The organism is Cellulomonas jepli, assembly GCF_047229345.1.
GTDB lineage: Bacteria > Actinomycetota > Actinomycetes > Actinomycetales > Cellulomonadaceae > Cellulomonas_A.
The window spans coordinates 12,906-29,365 of record NZ_JBFTER010000003.1; the positions used below are offsets into that span (position 1 = coordinate 12,906).

Below are 16,460 nucleotides of genomic sequence, written 5' to 3' on the forward strand. Positions count from 1 at the left end.
CGACCTGGCGACGTCGGCAGGTGGACCTCTGTGGTGGGCGTCAGCCCGGCGCCTGGTGCCGGGTCACGGCCCGCTCGGCGGCGAGCGTCGCGGCGTAGAAGACGAGCCCCACGACGATGCCGCCGACGACGTACGCCCAGGCGCGCGCGTAGTTGCTGCCTGCGGCGGCGGTCGTGATGAACGAGCCGATGCCCGAGCGGGGTCCGCCGAAGTACTCCGCGACGATCGCGGAGATGACGGCCAGCGACGACGCGAGGCGCAGGCCGGTGAAGACGAACGGCACGGCCGCGGGGATCGTCACGGTGCGGGTCACCTGGCGCGGCGTCGCCGCGAGGACCCGCATGAGGTCCCGGTGCACCGGTCGGACCTGGCGCAGCCCGCGCAGCGAGTTCACGAACACCGGGACCGCCACCGCGAGCGCCGCGACGAGCTGGCGGGCGACCTCCGAGCTCGCGCCGTACATCGTGTAGAGCACCGGGGCGAGCGCGACGATCGGGACGACCGCGAGCGCCGCCACGAGCGGCCCGAGCAGCGCGTCGGCCGCCCGGGTGCGGGCCGCGAGCACCGCGAGGCCGATCCCGGCGAGCGAGCCGAGCACGAGCCCGACGAGCGCGTTCGTGCCGGTGACGAGCGCGGCGGCGGCGATCGCGGGCAGGAACGCGACCAGCTCGGCGCCGATCGTGGCCGGGCCGGGCAGCAGGTAGGCGGGGAGGTCGCCGAGCGTCACCGCGGCCTGCCACGCGCAGAGCGTCACGACGCCGAGGACGACGGGGGCCAGCACGCGCTGCGCCGTGTCGGCACGGGCCGCGACGGACACCGGGCGGCGCGGCGTGGCCCGCGTGCGGGGGCGGGGCAGGGTCGACGGTGGACGCGTCGCGTCGGGCGGCGCGGCGGTGCCGGCCGCGGGCGTCGCGGGCGCGCTCACGGGACGTCGACCCCGCGGGCCGGCACGAGCGCCCCGCCGTGCAGCGCCTCGCGCACCGCGGTGACGGCCGCGAAGTACGCGGTGTCCTCGCGCACGCCGTCCTCACGCCCGGCGGCCCGCCCGAGCCCGACGTCGACGACCGTGCGGATCCGGCCCGGGCGGGGCGACATCACCACGACCCGGTCCGAGAGGAAGACCGCCTCGGGGATCGAGTGCGTGACGAACACGACGGCGGCCCGGGTCTCGGCGCAGATCCGCACGAGCTCGTTCTGCAGCCGCTCGCGGGTCATCTCGTCGAGCGCCCCGAACGGCTCGTCCATGAGCAGCAGGCTCGGCTCCTCGGCGAGCGCGCGGGCGATCGCGACCCGCTGCTGCATGCCGCCCGAGAGCTGGTCGGGGAAGTGGTCCGCGAAGTCGGTGAGCCCGACGAGCGCGAGCATCTCCTCGGCGCGGGCCCGCCGGGCGGCCTTGCCGGTCCCGTGCAGCGCGAGCGGCAGCTCGACGTTCGCGCGGACCGTGCGCCACGGCAGGAGGCCCGCCTGCTGGAACGCGATGCCGTAGTCGTGCGCGAGGCGGGCCTGCTCGGGGCTGCGGCCGAAGACCTCGATGGTCCCGGACGTCGGGGCGTCGAGGTCCGCGACGAGCCGCAGGAGCGTGCTCTTGCCGCAGCCGGACGGGCCGATGAGCGAGACGAACTCCCCCGCGGCGACGGCGAGGTCGACGTCGTCGAGCGCGGTCACGCTCGCGCCCCCGCTGCCCGGGAACACCCGGCTCACGCCCCGGACGTCGACCGCGACGGCGCTCACGCGGGCACCTCGGCCCGGCGGTAGCGGCCCAGCGGGGCGCCGAGCAGCGCGACGGCGCCCGACGCCACGAGCCCGAGGGCGATCGCCCCGAAGATCGGCGCCCACGGCTTCGCGGGGTCGCTGCTCGCGAAGTTGGCCAGCTCGAGGATCATGCGTCCGACACCTCCGGGGAGTCCGGTCGAGACCTCGGCGACGACGGTCCCGACGACGGCGGCCGCGGCTGCGAGGCGCAGCGCGGGGAGCAGGTAGGGCACGGACGCGGGCAGGTGCAGGCGCACGAGCGCCTGCCACCACCCCGCGCCGTAGCTGGTGAGGAGCTCGCGGTGGATCGTGTCGGGCGACTGCAGCCCGCGCAGCGCCCCGACCGCGACGGGGAAGAACGCGAGGTAGGACGCGATCACCGCGACCGACATCCAGCCCTGCCACTCGAACGAGCCGAGCTCGAGCTTCGAGCCCCACGACTTCACGAGCGGCGCGAGCGCGATGAGCGGGACCGTCTGGCTCAGCACGACGAACGGCAGCACCGCGCGCTCGGCGAGCCGGACGCGCTGCATGAGCACCGCGAGCGCGAGGCCCACGGTGACGCCGAGCACCCAGCCGACGGCCGCGACCCGCAGGCTCGCCGCGCACGCCTGCACGACGGCGACCCACAGCGCCGGGGCGCCGGCCGCGCCGGTCACCGGCTCGGCGAGCCGGGCGAGCATGTCCGTCACGTGCGGCATCGCGAGGTCGGACGTGCGCGGCAGGAGCCGCAGCTCCCCGACGAGCCAGCCGTCGTCGGGCCCGAGGAGCTTGTAGCCCTCCCAGGCCGCGACCACGAGGGCGAGCGCCGCGAGACCGAGGCCGGCGCTGCGGGCCGGGCGCGCGACGGCGGCACCAGCCCGGCGCACCGCCGCCGGTCGCACCGCACCCGGTCGCACCGCACCCGGTCGCTCGCTCACGCGGTCGCCACGACGGTCTCGCGCAGCGCGGGGATGACGCGCTCGCCGTACATCCGCAGGGTCTCCTCCTTGTTGTCGTGCTGGAGGTAGCCGGCGAACTGCGTGACACCGAGCGCGCGCAGGGCCTCGAGCTTCTCGACGTGCTCGCGCGGGCTGCCGAGCAGGCAGAACCGCTCGACGATCTCGTCGGGCACGAAGTCCGCGTGGGTGTTCCCGGCGCGCCCGTGCTGGTTGTAGTCGTACCCCTGCCGGCCCTCGATGTAGTCCGTGAGGGCCTTCGGCACGGTCGACCCGGCGCCGTACTTCGTCACGATGTCCGCGACGTGGTTGCCGACCATGCCGCCGAACCAGCGGCACTGCTCGCGCATGTGCGCCCGCTCGGCCGGGGAGTCGCCGTTGCCGACGTACATCGGGGCGGCGACGCAGAACTTCACCGTGTCGGGGTCCCGCCCGGCCTGCTCGGCGGCGTCCCGGACCGTGCGGATCATCCACGCGGCCACGTCGAGGTCCGCGAGCTGCAGGATGAACCCGTCCCCCACCTCCCCGGTGAGCCTGAGCGCGAGCGGCCCGTACGCGGCGACCCACAGCTCGAGCGCGGAGCCGTGGCTCCACGGGAACCGGACCTTCGCCCCGTTGACCTCGACCGCGCGGTCGTTCGCGAGCTCGCGGATCACGTGGATCGACTCGCGCAGCGTGGCGAGGTTCGACGGCCGCCCGTTGAGCGTCCGCACCGCCGAGTCCCCGCGCCCGATGCCGCACACGGTCCGGTTGCCGTACATCTCGTTGAGCGTCGCGAACAGCGACGCCAGCACGGTCCAGTCCCGCGTCGCGGGGTTCGTGACCATCGGGCCGACGACCACCTTGCGCGTCGCGGCCAGGATCGCGGAGTAGATGACGAACGGCTCCTGCCACAGCAGGTGCGAGTCGAACGTCCACACGTAGTCGAAGCCGTGCGTCTCCGCCTGGCGCGCGAGCTCGACGGTGCGCGAGGCCGGGGGGTTCGTCTGCAGGACGACGCCGAAGTCCATGGGGTGCTCCGTTCGGGTCAGATGAGGTACTGCGACAGCTCGCGCCGGACGTAGCGGCCGTGCCCGGCGCGCCCGTGGAACTCGCCGCCGTCGACGACGACCGACCCGCGCGAGAGGACCGTGTCGACGTGCCCGTCGACCTCGAAGCCCTCCCAGGCCGAGTAGTCCATCTGCATGTGGTGGGTCTTCCCGAGCCCGATCGACGTGTGGCCGGCGGGGTCGTAGACGACGAGGTCGGCGTCCGCGCCGGGGGCGATCACGCCCTTGCGCCCGTACATGCCGAACATCCGCGCGGGCGTCGTCGAGCAGATCTCGACCCACCGCTCGAGGGTGATCTCGCCCGTGACGACGCCCTGGTAGAGCAGGTCGAGGCGGTGCTCGACCGAGCCGATGCCGTTGGGGATCTTCGAGAAGTCGCCCACGCCCAGCTGCTTCTGGGTCAGGCAGAACGGGCAGTGGTCGGTCGAGACGAGCTGCAGGTCGTTGGTGCGCAGCGCGCGCCACATGTGGTCCTGGTGGCGCTCGGCCCGCGAGCGCAGCGGCGTCGAGCACACCCACTTCGCGCCGTCGAAGCCCGGCGCCCCGAGCTGCTCCTCGAGCGAGAGGTACAGGTACTGCGGGCACGTCTCGCCGAACACGTTCTGACCCTCGTCACGGGCGAGCGCGATCTGGTGCGCGGCCTGCTTCGCCGAGACGTGCACGACGTACAGCGGGGCGCCCGTGAGGTTCGCGAGCATGATCGCGCGGTGCGTCGCCTCGGCCTCCGCCTGCCAGGGCCGGGTGAGCCCGTGGAACACCGGGTCGGTGTCGCCGCGGGCGAGCGACTGCTGCACCAGGAGGTCGATGACCGAGCCGTTCTCGGCGTGCATCATGATCATCGAGCCGTTCGAGGCGGCCTTCTGCATGGCCTTGACGATCTGGCCGTCGTCGGACAGGAACACGCCCTTGTAAGCCATGAAGAGCTTGAAGCTCGACACGCCCTCCGCGACGAGCTCGTCCATCGCGGCGAGCGAGGAGTCCTGCACGTCGCTGAGGATCTGGTGGAACCCGTAGTCGATCGCGCACGCCCCGGCGGCCTTGTCCTGCCACAGCGCGTACTGCTCGAGCGGGTTCTCCCCCGCGTACTGCACGACGAAGTCGACGATCGTCGTCGTGCCTCCCCACGCGGCCGCCCTGGTGCCGGTCTCGAAGGTGTCGGAGGCGGACGTGCCGCCGAACGGCATCTCCATGTGCGTGTGCGCGTCGATGCCGCCGGGGATGACGTACTTCCCGGTCGCGTCGACCACGCGGTCGACCGAGGCGGCGAGGTCGTGGCCGAGCAGCGTCGAGCCGGGCGCCAGGACGGCGGCGATCTGCTCGCCGTCGACGAGCACGTCGGCGGCGCCGCGGCCGGTCGCGTTCACGACGGTGCCGCCGGTGATCAGGGTCGTGCTCATGCGGGACGTCCTCTCCGGGGGCGCGGGGCCGGCACGGGGGCCGCGGTCACGGCGCGACGATCGGGGCGTAGGCGTCGGGGCGGCGGTCGCGGAAGAACTGCCAGCGCTCGCGCACCTCGCGGACCTGGTCGAGGTCGACGTCCCGGACGATCAGCCCCGCCTCGGTCGAGGACGCGACGTCGCCGACGACGTTCCCGTCGGGCCCGACGACGTACGACGAGCCGTAGAACGCGACCGCCTCGTCGCCGTACTCGTTGGTCTCCGCGCCGACGCGGTTGCACGCCGCGACGAAGTAGCCGTTCGCGATGGCGGCGGCCGGCTGCTCGATCTCCCAGAGCTTGTTGGAGATGCCGGGCGCGGTGGCGTTGGGGTTGAACACGATCTCGGCGCCGTTGAGGGCCAGCGTGCGCCAGCCCTCCGGGAAGTGCCGGTCGTAGCAGATGTTGACGCCGATCTTCCCGACCGCGGTCTCGAACACCGGCCAGCCGAGGTTGCCCGGGCGGAAGTAGAACTTCTCCCAGAACTTCGGCAGGTGCGGGATGTGGTGCTTGCGGTACTTGCCGAGGTAGGTCCCGTCCGCGTCGATCACCGCGGCGGTGTTGTAGAGCACGCCCGGCTGGTCCTCCTCGTAGACCGGGAGCACGATGACGATGCCGAGCTCGGCGGCGAGCTTCGCGAACCGGTCGGTCGTCGGGCCCGGCACGGACTCCGCGTACTCGTAGTACGCCGGGTCCTGCGTGATCCCGAAGTACGGGCCGTAGAAGAGCTCCTGGAAGCAGATCACCTGCGCGCCCTGCGCGGCGGCCTGCCGCGTGAAGTCCTCGTGCAGGGCGGTCATCGACTCCCGGTCGCCCGTCCAGCCCGTCTGGGTCAGCGCCACGCGCACCACGCTCATCGGTCCTCCGCCTCGTCGATCCGTCGTCGCCGCCGGGCGTGCCGGTCGGCGGTCCGGTGCGGGGTCCCGGGCCCGGCGAGGGCCTCGGGGCCACGTCGCCAGGAATGTGACTGTGGGCGTTGAACATTTCTGCGGCGTAACCGTGTGTTTCCCGGGCGAGAACCCCCGTGACGGCCCGGTAAACCTTCGCGGGCCCGTGCCCGGTTCGTCCCGAGCGGAGCGGCCACGGACGCCTTCTGCGCGCCCGGGGACGGCACCATGACGCCATGCCCGAGGACGTCACCCGCGCCGTCGCCACAGCCGACGACTCCCCCGCCGCCGCGCCGGTGCGCCTCGCGGCACACGTCGACGACCGCAGCCCGCGAGGGATCGCCGCGACCGTCGCGCGTCTCGTCCGCTCGGGCGAGCTCGTGCCGGGCGACCGCCTGCCGACCGTGCGCGAGCTCGCCGCGGAGCTCGGGGTCTCGCCCGCGACGGTGAGCGGTGCGTGGCAGGCGCTCGCCGGGGTCGGCCTCGTGGTCTCGCGCGGGCGCGCCGGCACCTACGTCCAGCCCGAGCCCGCGAGCTGGCTCCCCCCGCGGTACCGCGACCTCGCGACCGGCGCACCCGCCGCGCGCCTCGACCTGTCGGCCGGCACCCCCGACCCCGCGCTCCTGCCGGCGCTCGCGCCCGCGCTGCGCCGCGTCGCCGAGCGGACGCCCGCGGCCGGGACGGGGACGTACCTGTCGGCGCCGCTCGTCGAGCCGCTCGAGCGGCTGCTGCGGGCGTCGTGGCCGTTCACCCCGGAGCGCCTCACGGTCGTCGACGGCGCGGTCGACGCGCTGAGCCGCACGCTCGAGCAGGTCGCGCGCTTCGGGGACCGCGTCGTCGTCGAGGACCCCTGCTTCCCGCCGATCCTCGACCTCCTCGACCAGCTCGGCCTCGAGCGGGTGCCCGTCGCCCTGGACCGCCAGGGCCTGCGCCCCGACCTGCTCGCGGCCGCGCTCGACACGGGCGCGAGCGTCGTGGTGCTCCAGCCGCGCGCGCACAACCCGACGGGCGTGAGCATGACGGCGACCCGCGCGCGCGAGCTCGCCCGGGTCCTGCGGGCACCCCGCGAGGGTCCGCGCGTGCACGTCGTCGAGGACGACCACTCGGGTGACATCTGCCGCGCCCCGGACGTGAGCCTGGGCCAGCACCTGCCGCACCGCACGGTGCACGTGCGCTCGTACTCGAAGTCCCACGGGCCCGACCTGCGCATCGCCGCCGTGGGCGGGCCCGCCGCGGTGCTCGACCCGCTCGTCGCCCGCCGGATGCTCGGGCCGGGGTGGACGAGCCGGCTGCTGCAGGAGGTGCTCGTCGACCTCATGACCGACGGCGACGCGATGGGGGCCGTCCTGGACGCTCGCCGCGTCTACTCCGCCCGGCAGCGCGCACTCACCACCGCGCTCGCGGAGCACGGGGTGCACGTCCAGCCCGGCGACGGGATCAACCTGTGGCTGCCCGTCGCCGACGAGGTGGCGGCGCTCGTGCGGCTCGAGGCGGCCGGCATCCGGGTCGCTCCCGGCTCCCCGTTCGTCGCGAGCACGGGCGCGGGCACCGGCGCAGGACCCGCGGACGGCCGGCGCGCGGCGCACGTGCGGGTCACCGTCGGCGTGCTGCGCGACGACTTCGACGCGATCGCCCGGGCGCTCGCGCTCGCCGCGGCGTGAGAGCGGCCCAACGGCTGACCGCTCCCCGCGCTCGCCCACCTGGACGGCCGTCCGACGACTTGGCTCAGGTCCCCGCCGGATCCGCCGATAAGACGTCCAGCAGCGCGCACCCGGGCAGCGCCGTCGGCGGGGAGGTGGTGGCGTGTCGGTGACCGACGCCCCGCACGCGACGTTCGCGCACCCGGTCGACGCCCCGGACTGGGACGCGCTCGTCGACGAGCTCGAGCTGCTGCAGGAGTCCGACGCCCCCGCGTGCGTCGAGCGCGCACGCGAGTACCTCGACCTCGCCCGGCTGCACGGCGACGAGCACGCCGAGATGCGCCTGTCGTGCTGCGTCGCGTTCGCCCACCACGTGCTCGCGCAGGACGCCGACGCGCTGCGGGCCGCGGGACGCGCGCAGCACCTCGCGCACGAGCTCGGCGACCTCGTCTGGGAGTCGCGCGCGCTCGTCTGCCAGGGGCTCGTGCACCACGAGATCGGCGACGTCGAGGGGGCGATCGACGAGCTGGACCGCGCGCTCGGGCTGCGCCGGCAGACCGACGACGACGCGGGCACCGCCTCGGTGCTCAACAGCCTCGGCACCGTCTACATGGGCATGCCGCACTTCGCGCCCCAGGCCGCGCAGGTGCTCTCCGAGGCACGCCGGCTCTGGCTCGCGGCGGACGACCCCGACCACGCGTCGATGGCCCTGACGAACCTCGCGAAGGCCTATGTCGTCACGAGCGGGCGGCTCGCCGCGGCCAACCCGCGCGGTGCGCTCGCCGCGGCCCGCCACGCGCTCGGCATCGCGCGCCAGTCGGTCGACGAGGCCGACGCCGCGGGGCTCGCCCGGACCGGCATCGACGCCCGGCTCGCCGTCGTCGGAGCCCACATGCACGCGGGCGACCTCGAGGCCGCCGGGCAGGCGCTCGAGGGCACCCACGCGATGCTCCGCACCTTTCCCTCGGCGCGCCAGGAGCTGCAGTACCACGGGCTGCGCGGCCGCTGGCTCGTGCGCAGCGGGCGCCTCGACGAGGCCGTGCTCGCGCTGTGCGACGGCCTCGACCTGTGCGCCGACCTCGACCGGCCGGGTGAGCGCATCGAGCTGCTCGCGGCGCTCGTCGACGCGCACGAGGGCCGCGGTGACCTGCCGTCGGCCCTGTCGGCCCTGCGCGAGCTCCACGAGCTGACGCTCCAGCAGGGCGACGCGATCGCGGACCGCCGCGCGCTGCTGCTGAGCTCGCGGCTCGAGGTCGAGCGCGCCGAGCGGGCCGCGGACGCCGAGCGCACCCGGGCCCGCGCCCTCGAGGAGCACAACGCGCGCCTCGAGCACGAGGCGACGCACGACGCGCTCACCGGCCTGCCGAACCGCCGTGCCCTCGACGTCGCGCTCGCGCGCTGGGCGGGTGACCCGTCCCGGCGGTTCGCGTGCGTCCTGCTCGACATCGACCACTTCAAGCGCGTCAACGACAATTACTCGCACCAGGTCGGCGACCAGGTGCTGGCGCGGCTCGGGGAGGTGCTGCACGACGTCGTGCGGGCGAGCGACCTCGCGGCACGCTACGGCGGCGAGGAGTTCGCGATCCTGCTGGACGGGCTCACCGACGTGAACGCCGCCGACGCGTGCGAGCGGATCCGCCGCGTGATCGTCACGCAGCGCTGGGACGACCTCATCCCGGGCGGGACCCTCACGGTCAGCGTCGGCGTCGCGGTGCACCGCCCCGACGAGACGGTCGCGTCGATGCTCACGCGCGCCGACGAGGCGCTCTACCACGTCAAGCGCAACGGCCGGGACGCGGTGCACGTCGCGCTCTGACGGCTCCTGCCGCGCGCAGCGGCCCGGTGCGCCGGGGCTACGATGACGCTGGATCCCGGGCTGGACTTGGCTCGGAGCGAGGGCCTGGACATGGGCCCGGGTTCGACGTCGGCGAGCTGCGCCGACCCCCTGACGTCGCGGGCCCGACGCTGCGCCCCGAGCCGCACCCAGCACCGCACCCCAGGAGCGCCCCCATGTCCCGCCCTGCCCGCCCCGTCCGTCCGGCGCCCGCCGCGCGCGCGCTCGCACGCCGCCGCCGCGCCGGTGCCCTCGTGCTCGTGCTCTCCCTCGGTGGCGCGCTCGCCGCCTGCGCACCGACGACCGCGACGCAGGAGCCCGTCACCGCGTCGCCGTCGGCCTCCGGCGGCTTCTCCCCCGTCACGCTCGACAACTGCGGCACCGAGGTCCGCCTCGACGCCCCACCCGAGCGGGTCGTGACCATCAAGTCGACCGCGACGGAGATGCTGCTCGCGCTCGGCCTCGAGGACGCCCTGGTCGGCACGGCGTTCGCCGACGGCCCGGTCCCCGAGGAGTACGCCGACGCCGCGGCCGGCATCCCCGTGCTCTCGGACAAGGTCCCCGGCCAGGAGGCGCTGCTCGAGGTGCAGCCCGACCTCGTCTACGGGGGCTGGGAGTCGAACTTCTCCCCCGACGGCGCCGGCGACCGCGAGGCCCTCGGGGCGCTCGGCATCGCGACGTACGTCGCACCCGCCGCGTGCAAGGGCGAGGCGTACATGCCCGACCCGCTGACGTTCGACGAGCTGTTCGACGAGATCCGCGAGGTCGCGTCGCTGTTCGGCGTGGCCGACCGGGCCGAGGAGCTCGTCGCGGAGCAGGAGGCCGCGCTGGCGTCCGTGACCCCGGCGGCCGAGGGGACGACGGCGCTCTGGTACAGCTCGGGCACCGACACGCCGTACGTCGGCGCGGGCATCGGCGCCCCGCAGATGATGCTGGAGGCGGTCGGCCTGACCAACGTCTTCGCCGACGTGCACGACACGTGGACCTCGGCGGGCTGGGAGCAGGTCGTCGCCGCGGACCCCGACGTGATCGTGCTGGTCGACGCCGCGTGGAACACGGCCGCGTCCAAGATCGAGCTCCTCGAGTCCAACCCGGCGACCCGCGAGCTCACCGCCGTGCGCGAGCGGCGCTACCTCACGCTGCCGTTCCCCGCGGCCGAGGCGGGCGTGCGCAACGCCGACGCGGTCGTCGACCTCGCCGAGCAGCTCGCCGCGCTGCCGGCCGCACGCTGACGGGCGGGCGACCCCCCGGCATGGAGCGAGCCCCCCGTCGTCCGCCGCTGACCGTGCTCCTCGCGGTCGGCGGGGCGCTGCTCGTCGCCACGGTGCTCGTGACCGTGACGATCGGGCCCGCGGACATCGCCGTCGCCGACGTCGGGCGCAGCATCGCCGCCCACCTCGGGCTCCCGGGCGCCGCCCCGGTGCCGCGCCTGCTCGACGCGATCGTGTGGGAGCTGCGCCTGCCCCGCGTGCTCACCGCCGCGGCGGTCGGTGCCGGGCTCGCTCTCGCCGGGGCCGTGATGCAGAGCCTCACGCGCAACCCGCTCGCCGACCCCTACCTGCTCGGGCTGTCCGCGGGCGCGTCGCTCGGGGCGGTCGCGGTGCTCGTGGTCGGCGTCGGGCTGCTCCTGCCGGTCGCGGCGTTCGCGGGCGCACTGGCCGCCCTGGTCGCGACCCTCGCGCTCGCGCGCACCGGCGGCGTCCTGACGCCGGGCCGGACCGTGCTCGCGGGGCTCGCCGTCTCCCAGCTCGCTGCGGCCGGCACGTCGTTCGTCATCTTCTGGACCGCGACCGGCGACTCCTACCGCGAGATCCTCAGCTGGCTCATGGGGTCGCTCGCGGGGGCCACGTGGCCCTCGGTGTGGATCGCGGGCGGTGCGCTCGCGGTCGTGGGCGCCGTCCTGGTGCTCAGCGCGCTGCGGCTCGACGCGTTCGCGTTCGGGGACACCTCCGCCGCGGCGCTCGGCATCGACGTGGGCCGCACGCGCTGGACGCTCATGACGCTCGTCGCGCTGCTCACGGGCGCGATGGTCGCGGTCAGCGGGGCCATCGGCTTCGTCGGGCTCGTCCTGCCGCACGCCGTCTCGGTGGTCACGGGGCCCGCGCACCGCCGGCTGCTGCCCGTCGCCGCGCTCACCGGCGCCGTCTTCCTCGTGTGGGCGGACACGCTCGCGCGCACCGTCTTCGACCCGCGGGAGCTGCCCGTGGGGATCATCACCGCGCTGATCGGCGTCCCGGTGTTCGCGGTGCTGCTGCGCCGCGGTCGGGGGGTCGCGTGGAGCTGACGCTGACGGGCGTGCGGACGCGGCTCGGCGGGCGCTGGGTCGTGGACGGGATCGACGCGACCCCGCCCCCCGGCCGTCTGACCGGGCTGCTCGGGCCCAACGGCGCGGGCAAGACGACGCTGCTGCGGCTCGTCGCCGGGCTGCTCGTGCCCGAGGGCGGGGCGGTGCTCGTCACCGCCGGGCAGGACGCGGGCGACACCACGGCCCCGACCGGTCCGGCGGGCGTCGACCGCTCGGCCGTGCCCGCCGGTCAGGTCCCCGGGCACGTGCACGGGCAGGTCCCCGTGCACGGGCTCCCCCGCCGCACCCGTGCCCGCCGGATCGCGCTGCTCGAGCAGGAGTCGTCGAGCACCGTCCCGCTGTCGGTGCACGACGTCGTGGCGCTCGGCCGCATCCCCTACCGCACGGTGTGGGGCACCGACCCGGACCCCGCGGCGGTGGCGCGCGCGCTCCGGCACGCCCGCGCGGAGCACCTCGCGGAGCGGCCGTGGTCGTCGCTGTCGGGCGGCGAGCGCCAGCGCGTGCACGTCGCGCGTGCCCTCGCGCAGGAGCCGGAGCTGCTGCTGCTCGACGAGCCGACGAACCACCTCGACGTCAGCACGCAGCTGAGCCTGCTCGCGTTCGTCCGCGACCTGGGCACCACGACGGTCGCGGCGCTGCACGACCTCAACCTCGCTGCGGCGTTCTGCGAGCACGTGCTCGTGCTCTCCGGCGGGCGGCTCGCCGCCGCCGGGCACCCGCGCGACGTGCTGCGCCCCGAGCTCCTGCGCGAGGTCTACGGGGTGGACTGCGACGTGCTGACGCACCCACGCACGGGTCGCCCGGTCATCGCGTTCGCCGAGCCCACGAGCGACCCGGCGCCCACCTCCCCCGCACCCCCGACCGACGGAGCGCCCGCATGAAGATCACCGTCCTGTCCGGCGGCGTCGGCGGCGCCCGGTTCACGCGCGGGCTGCTCGCTCACCTGCGCTCGACCCTCCCGGGGGGCCCGGACGACCACACGGGCACGTCCGCCGAGGTCACGGTCGTCGCGAACACCGGCGACGACATGTGGTTCCGCGGTGTGCGGGTCTGTCCCGACCTCGACACCCTGATGTACACGCTCGGCGGGGCGGTGCACGAGGACCAGGGCTGGGGGCGGCGCGAGGAGACGACGCGCACGAGCACCGACCTCGCCGCGTACGGGCTGGGCGGCGAGTGGTTCACGCTCGGCGACCTCGACCTCGCGACGCACCTGGCCCGCACCGAGCTGCTGCGCACCGGGCTCGGGCTCGCCGAGGTGACCGCCCGGCTGTGCCGGCGCTGGTCGCCCGGCGCCCGCCTCCTGCCGATGACCGAGCAGGAGGTCGAGACGCACGTCGAGGTCGACGGCCCGGACGGCGCGCCCGAGCTGCTGCACTTCGAGGAGTGGTGGGTGCGGCACCGTGCCGCGCTGCCCGCGCGCCGGTTCGTGCAGGTCGGCCTCGAGCGGGCGACCGCCGGCCCGGGGGTCCTGGACGCGCTGCTCGACGCCGACGTCGTGGTCGTCCCGCCGTCGAACCCGGTGGTCTCGGTCGGCACGATCCTCGCGGTCCCGGGGGTGCGCGAGGCGCTGCGGACGACGCCCGCGCCGGTCGTGGGCGTGAGCCCGGTCGTCGGCGGGGCCCCCGTGCGCGGCATGGCCGACGCGTGCCTGCGGGCGATCGGGGTCGAGACGAGCGCCGCGGCCGTCGCCCGGCACTACGGCCGGCGCTCGGAGGGCGGCGTCCTCGACGCGTGGCTCGTCGACACGGTCGACGCGGGTGCGGCGGAGGCGCTCGCCGCCGAGGGCTGGACCACCCAGGCCGTCCCGACGCTCATGACCGACGTGCCCACCACGGCCCGGATCGCCGCGGACGCGCTCGCGCTCGTCGGGGTCGGCCTCACCCGCTAGGCCGCGGGGAGCCGGCCCCACGTGCGGAGGACCGCAGCGGTGCGGGGACCTGCGCCGAGCAGGGCGACGGCGTCGAGGTCGGCGCGCACGTCGACGTCCTGACGCAGGCTCGACCCCGCGGCCACGTCGAGCGCGACGTGGCCCGCGGTGGCGTGCGCGGCGGCCGAGCCCGGGCCGAACCGTGGACGCGGCGCGACGTGCGGTGCCACGGTCAGGAGCGTCGTCCCCGTCCCGCCGGCGTCGGGGACGTGCGCGCGCGGGTGCGCGGCAGCGGCGGCGAGCGCGGCGTCGAGGTCCACGGACCGCAGCGCCGGGAGGTCGCCGAGCAGCACCGCGACGCCGGCGCCCGCGTCGAGCCCGCGAGCACGGTCGATCCCCGCCCGGACCGCCGCGCCCAGCCCCCCGGGGAACGGCTCCGCGACGACGTCGACGACGGCCCCGGGCGTGGCGAGCGCCTCCGCCGCGACGACCTCGTCGCCCGTGACCACCACGACCCGCACCACCGCGCGCGCCAGCGCGGCCGCGTGCACGGTGTCGGCGGCCATGGCCCGCACGAGCGCGACACGCTCGTCTGGCGCGAGGTCCCCCGCGAGCCGGGTCTTGCCGAGCCGCGCGGCCTTGACCGGGACCACCACGGTCCAGCGCACCTCCGCCGCGCGGCTGCCGTCCGGCACGCCGACGCCGTCGGTCGCCACGCCGCCGTCGCCGGTCGCCGTGCCGTCCCGGCTCACGCGGGTGCCCGGCCCCCGTGCTGAGGACCGTCGCGCCCGTCGGCCGCGTCCTTCCACCCCTGCGCGTACGCCTCGGCGCTGCCCTGCTCGAACATGTCCTCGGGGCCGAGCCGCACCAGGCTGCGCGCACCCGGGCCGTCGTCGTCGGTCACGTGCTCGGCGAGCCCGCGCACGACAGCGACGGGACGCCCGGTGGCCTTGCCCTTGACGAGCTCCGCGGCGCCCGCGATCTCGTCGGCGACCGCGGCCTGGCTGACCTGCAGCGCACGCCCGTGCGTGTCGAGCCGCCCGCGCAGGTCGTCGAGCACGCGCACGCCCGCGGCGCCGATCGCGAGGTCGGTCTGCCCGTGCCGCCAGGGCCGTCCGGCGGTGTCCGTCAGCAGCACGCCGAGCCGCACACCGAACCGCGCCCGCAGGCCGTCCCGCAGGTGCCGCGCGGACGCGTCGGGGTCGAGCGGCAGCAGCAGCACCGTGCCCTCGGGCGTGTTCGACGCGTCGACCCCCGCGGCGGCCATCACGAGCCCGAGCCGGTTCTCGACGATGCGCGTGACGCCGCCGGGGTGCTCACGCGTCGCGACGACCCGGACCGTCTCGGCGGTGATCGCGTCCTCGCGGTCGGCCGCGGGGACGACCCGCCCCTCGGCCTTGGACACGATCTTGCTGGTCACGACGACGATGTCGCCGTCGGCCGGCGCGGGCAGCGAGGGGTCCGCGAGCGCACCCGCGACGAGCTCGACGAGGTCGTCGCCGGGCACGACCTCGGGCAGCCCGTCGGGCGCCCAGACGCGCAGCTCGCTCATCGCACCAGGCTCGGCAGGACGTCGCGGCCGAACACGTCGATCCACTCGCGCTGGTTGCGCCCCACGTTGTGCAGGTAGATGCGGTCGAAGCCGAGGTCGACGTACTTCTGGATCTCGGCGCGGTGCACGTCGGGGTCCGCGGAGATGACCATGCGGCCCTGGAAGTCCTCGGGGCGCACGAGCTTGGCCATCTGCTCGAAGTCGAACGGCGAGCGGATGTCGGCCTTCGGGAACTTCATGCCGCCGTTGGGCCACTCGGTCATCGCGTTCGTGAGCGCCTGCTCGTCGGTCTCGGCCCACGACAGGTGGAGCTGGAGCACCTTGGGCATCGCGTCGGGGTCCTTGCCGGCCTCGCGCGCACCCTCGGCGAACTTCGCGAACAGCCCCGAGATCTTCTCGAGCGGTGCGCCGACCGTGATGAGCCCGTCCGCGTGGCGCCCCGTGCGCTTGGCGGTCACGGGCCCGGCGGTCGCGACGAGGATCTCCGGCGGGACCTCGGGCATCGTCCACAGACGGGTCGACTCGAGCTTGTAGAACGTGCCCGAGTGCTTGACGTCCTTGCCGGCGAGCGACGCCGCGAAGAGCTTGTTGATGATCTCGATCGCCTCGAACATGCGGTTGATCCGCTCGGGCGCCTCGGGCCAGTACCCGGCGACCACGTGCTCGTTGAGCGCCTCGCCCGAGCCGAGCCCGAGCCAGTGCCGCCCGGGGTACATCGCCGCGAGCGTCGCCGACGCCTGCGCGACCATCGCGGGGTGCCAGCGGAACGTCGGGGCCGTCACGCCGGGGCCGAGGTCGCCGCGCGTGCGCTCGCCGAGCGCGGACAGGACGTTCCACACGAACGCGGACTGCCCCTGCGCGGGGACCCACGGCTGGAAGTGGTCCGCCGCCATGACGCCCGAGAAGCCGTTCTCCTCGGCGTACGCGGACAGGTCCACGACCTCGCTCGGGTGGAACTGCTCCAGCATCGCCGCGTACCCGACCGTCAGTCCGGCCGCCGTCACACCCTGCGCCACGTCGCCACCTCTCTCGGGCCGACCTGACCCCGGTCGGCGCCCGCACCCCAGCACCTCGGACGAGCGTGCCTCGTCGAGCCTAACCAGTCCGGGTTTCGCGGATGTTCCCGCACGCCCCGGATCGCGCGCGCACCGGGCGGGGGCCCGTGCCGGGCACCGGTCCCGGCGCGTCGGCAGGCCCG

The 16,460-nt window shown here is 75.4% G+C and carries 15 protein-coding genes; 6 read left to right on the forward strand and 9 right to left on the reverse strand.

The features are described 5' to 3' along the window. Positions 1–40 precede the first annotated feature (40 nt). The 6 genes from AB6N24_RS01220 to AB6N24_RS01245 are packed head-to-tail and all read right to left on the reverse strand — an operon-like array spanning position 41 to position 6,031. Entirely contained in the window at positions 41–925 is an 885-nt protein-coding gene (locus AB6N24_RS01220) for an ABC transporter permease (RefSeq protein ID WP_412867617.1), read from the reverse strand. Beyond that, complete coding sequence (locus tag AB6N24_RS01225) at positions 922–1,731, reverse strand: ABC transporter ATP-binding protein (RefSeq protein WP_412867618.1); 810 nt, start codon at positions 1,729–1,731, stop codon at positions 922–924. The genes AB6N24_RS01220 and AB6N24_RS01225 overlap by 4 nt, the downstream gene beginning before the upstream one ends. Continuing rightward, positions 1,728–2,672, reverse strand: coding sequence for an ABC transporter permease (locus tag AB6N24_RS01230; protein WP_412867619.1), 945 nt, complete (start codon positions 2,670–2,672; stop codon positions 1,728–1,730). The genes AB6N24_RS01225 and AB6N24_RS01230 overlap by 4 nt, the downstream gene beginning before the upstream one ends. Next, a complete protein-coding gene (locus tag AB6N24_RS01235) occupies positions 2,669–3,700 on the reverse strand; it encodes a TIGR03842 family LLM class F420-dependent oxidoreductase (protein WP_412867620.1) in 1,032 nt (343 codons plus the stop codon). Before AB6N24_RS01235 ends, AB6N24_RS01230 begins: the two co-directional genes overlap by 4 nt. Positions 3,701–3,717: 17 nt before the next feature. Further along, positions 3,718–5,136 (reverse strand): dihydropyrimidinase, encoded by a 1,419-nt coding sequence (gene hydA, locus AB6N24_RS01240; RefSeq protein ID WP_412867621.1) that lies wholly within the window; start codon positions 5,134–5,136, stop codon positions 3,718–3,720. A gap of 46 nt (positions 5,137–5,182) precedes the next feature. After that, the gene (locus AB6N24_RS01245; protein WP_412867622.1) at positions 5,183–6,031 is read right to left on the reverse strand and encodes a nitrilase-related carbon-nitrogen hydrolase; all 849 of its coding nucleotides are present in this window, start codon (positions 6,029–6,031) and stop codon (positions 5,183–5,185) included. A gap of 266 nt (positions 6,032–6,297) precedes the next feature. Between AB6N24_RS01245 and AB6N24_RS01250 the strand changes: the two genes are divergently transcribed. The 6 genes from AB6N24_RS01250 to cofD all read left to right on the forward strand — a co-directional run bounded on the left by AB6N24_RS01250 (position 6,298) and on the right by cofD (position 13,731). Continuing rightward, positions 6,298–7,722: an aminotransferase-like domain-containing protein gene (locus AB6N24_RS01250; protein ID WP_412867623.1), complete on the forward strand. Its 1,425-nt coding sequence runs from the start codon at positions 6,298–6,300 to the stop codon at positions 7,720–7,722. Between the two features lie 142 nt (positions 7,723–7,864). Beyond that, the gene (locus AB6N24_RS01255; RefSeq protein ID WP_412867624.1) at positions 7,865–9,517 is read left to right on the forward strand and encodes a diguanylate cyclase; all 1,653 of its coding nucleotides are present in this window, start codon (positions 7,865–7,867) and stop codon (positions 9,515–9,517) included. Between the two features lie 194 nt (positions 9,518–9,711). Next, complete coding sequence (locus AB6N24_RS01260; protein WP_412867625.1) at positions 9,712–10,767, forward strand: putative F420-0 ABC transporter substrate-binding protein; 1,056 nt, start codon at positions 9,712–9,714, stop codon at positions 10,765–10,767. Positions 10,768–10,787: 20 nt separating this feature from the next. Then, complete coding sequence (locus AB6N24_RS01265; protein ID WP_412867626.1) at positions 10,788–11,819, forward strand: putative F420-0 ABC transporter permease subunit; 1,032 nt, start codon at positions 10,788–10,790, stop codon at positions 11,817–11,819. Continuing rightward, positions 11,810–12,721 carry an ATP-binding cassette domain-containing protein gene (locus AB6N24_RS01270; protein ID WP_412867627.1) on the forward strand — a complete coding sequence of 304 codons (912 nt, stop codon included), beginning with the start codon at positions 11,810–11,812 and terminating at the stop codon, positions 12,719–12,721. The genes AB6N24_RS01265 and AB6N24_RS01270 overlap by 10 nt, the downstream gene beginning before the upstream one ends. Beyond that, positions 12,718–13,731 carry a 2-phospho-L-lactate transferase gene (gene cofD / locus AB6N24_RS01275; protein WP_412867628.1) on the forward strand — a complete coding sequence of 338 codons (1,014 nt, stop codon included), beginning with the start codon at positions 12,718–12,720 and terminating at the stop codon, positions 13,729–13,731. Before AB6N24_RS01270 ends, cofD begins: the two co-directional genes overlap by 4 nt. Here the strand turns inward: cofD and cofC are convergent. Genes cofC through AB6N24_RS01290 form a run of 3 tightly spaced genes read right to left on the reverse strand, consistent with a single transcriptional unit; the run spans position 13,728 to position 16,278 of the window. Continuing rightward, positions 13,728–14,462 (reverse strand): 2-phospho-L-lactate guanylyltransferase, encoded by a 735-nt coding sequence (gene cofC / locus AB6N24_RS01280; protein ID WP_412867629.1) that lies wholly within the window; start codon positions 14,460–14,462, stop codon positions 13,728–13,730. The genes cofD and cofC overlap by 4 nt on opposite strands. Next, positions 14,459–15,262 (reverse strand): coenzyme F420-0:L-glutamate ligase, encoded by an 804-nt coding sequence (locus AB6N24_RS01285; RefSeq protein ID WP_412867630.1) that lies wholly within the window; start codon positions 15,260–15,262, stop codon positions 14,459–14,461. The genes cofC and AB6N24_RS01285 overlap by 4 nt, the downstream gene beginning before the upstream one ends. Continuing rightward, positions 15,259–16,278: a TIGR03557 family F420-dependent LLM class oxidoreductase gene (locus AB6N24_RS01290; protein WP_412867631.1), complete on the reverse strand. Its 1,020-nt coding sequence runs from the start codon at positions 16,276–16,278 to the stop codon at positions 15,259–15,261. The genes AB6N24_RS01285 and AB6N24_RS01290 overlap by 4 nt, the downstream gene beginning before the upstream one ends. Positions 16,279–16,460 lie beyond the last annotated feature (182 nt).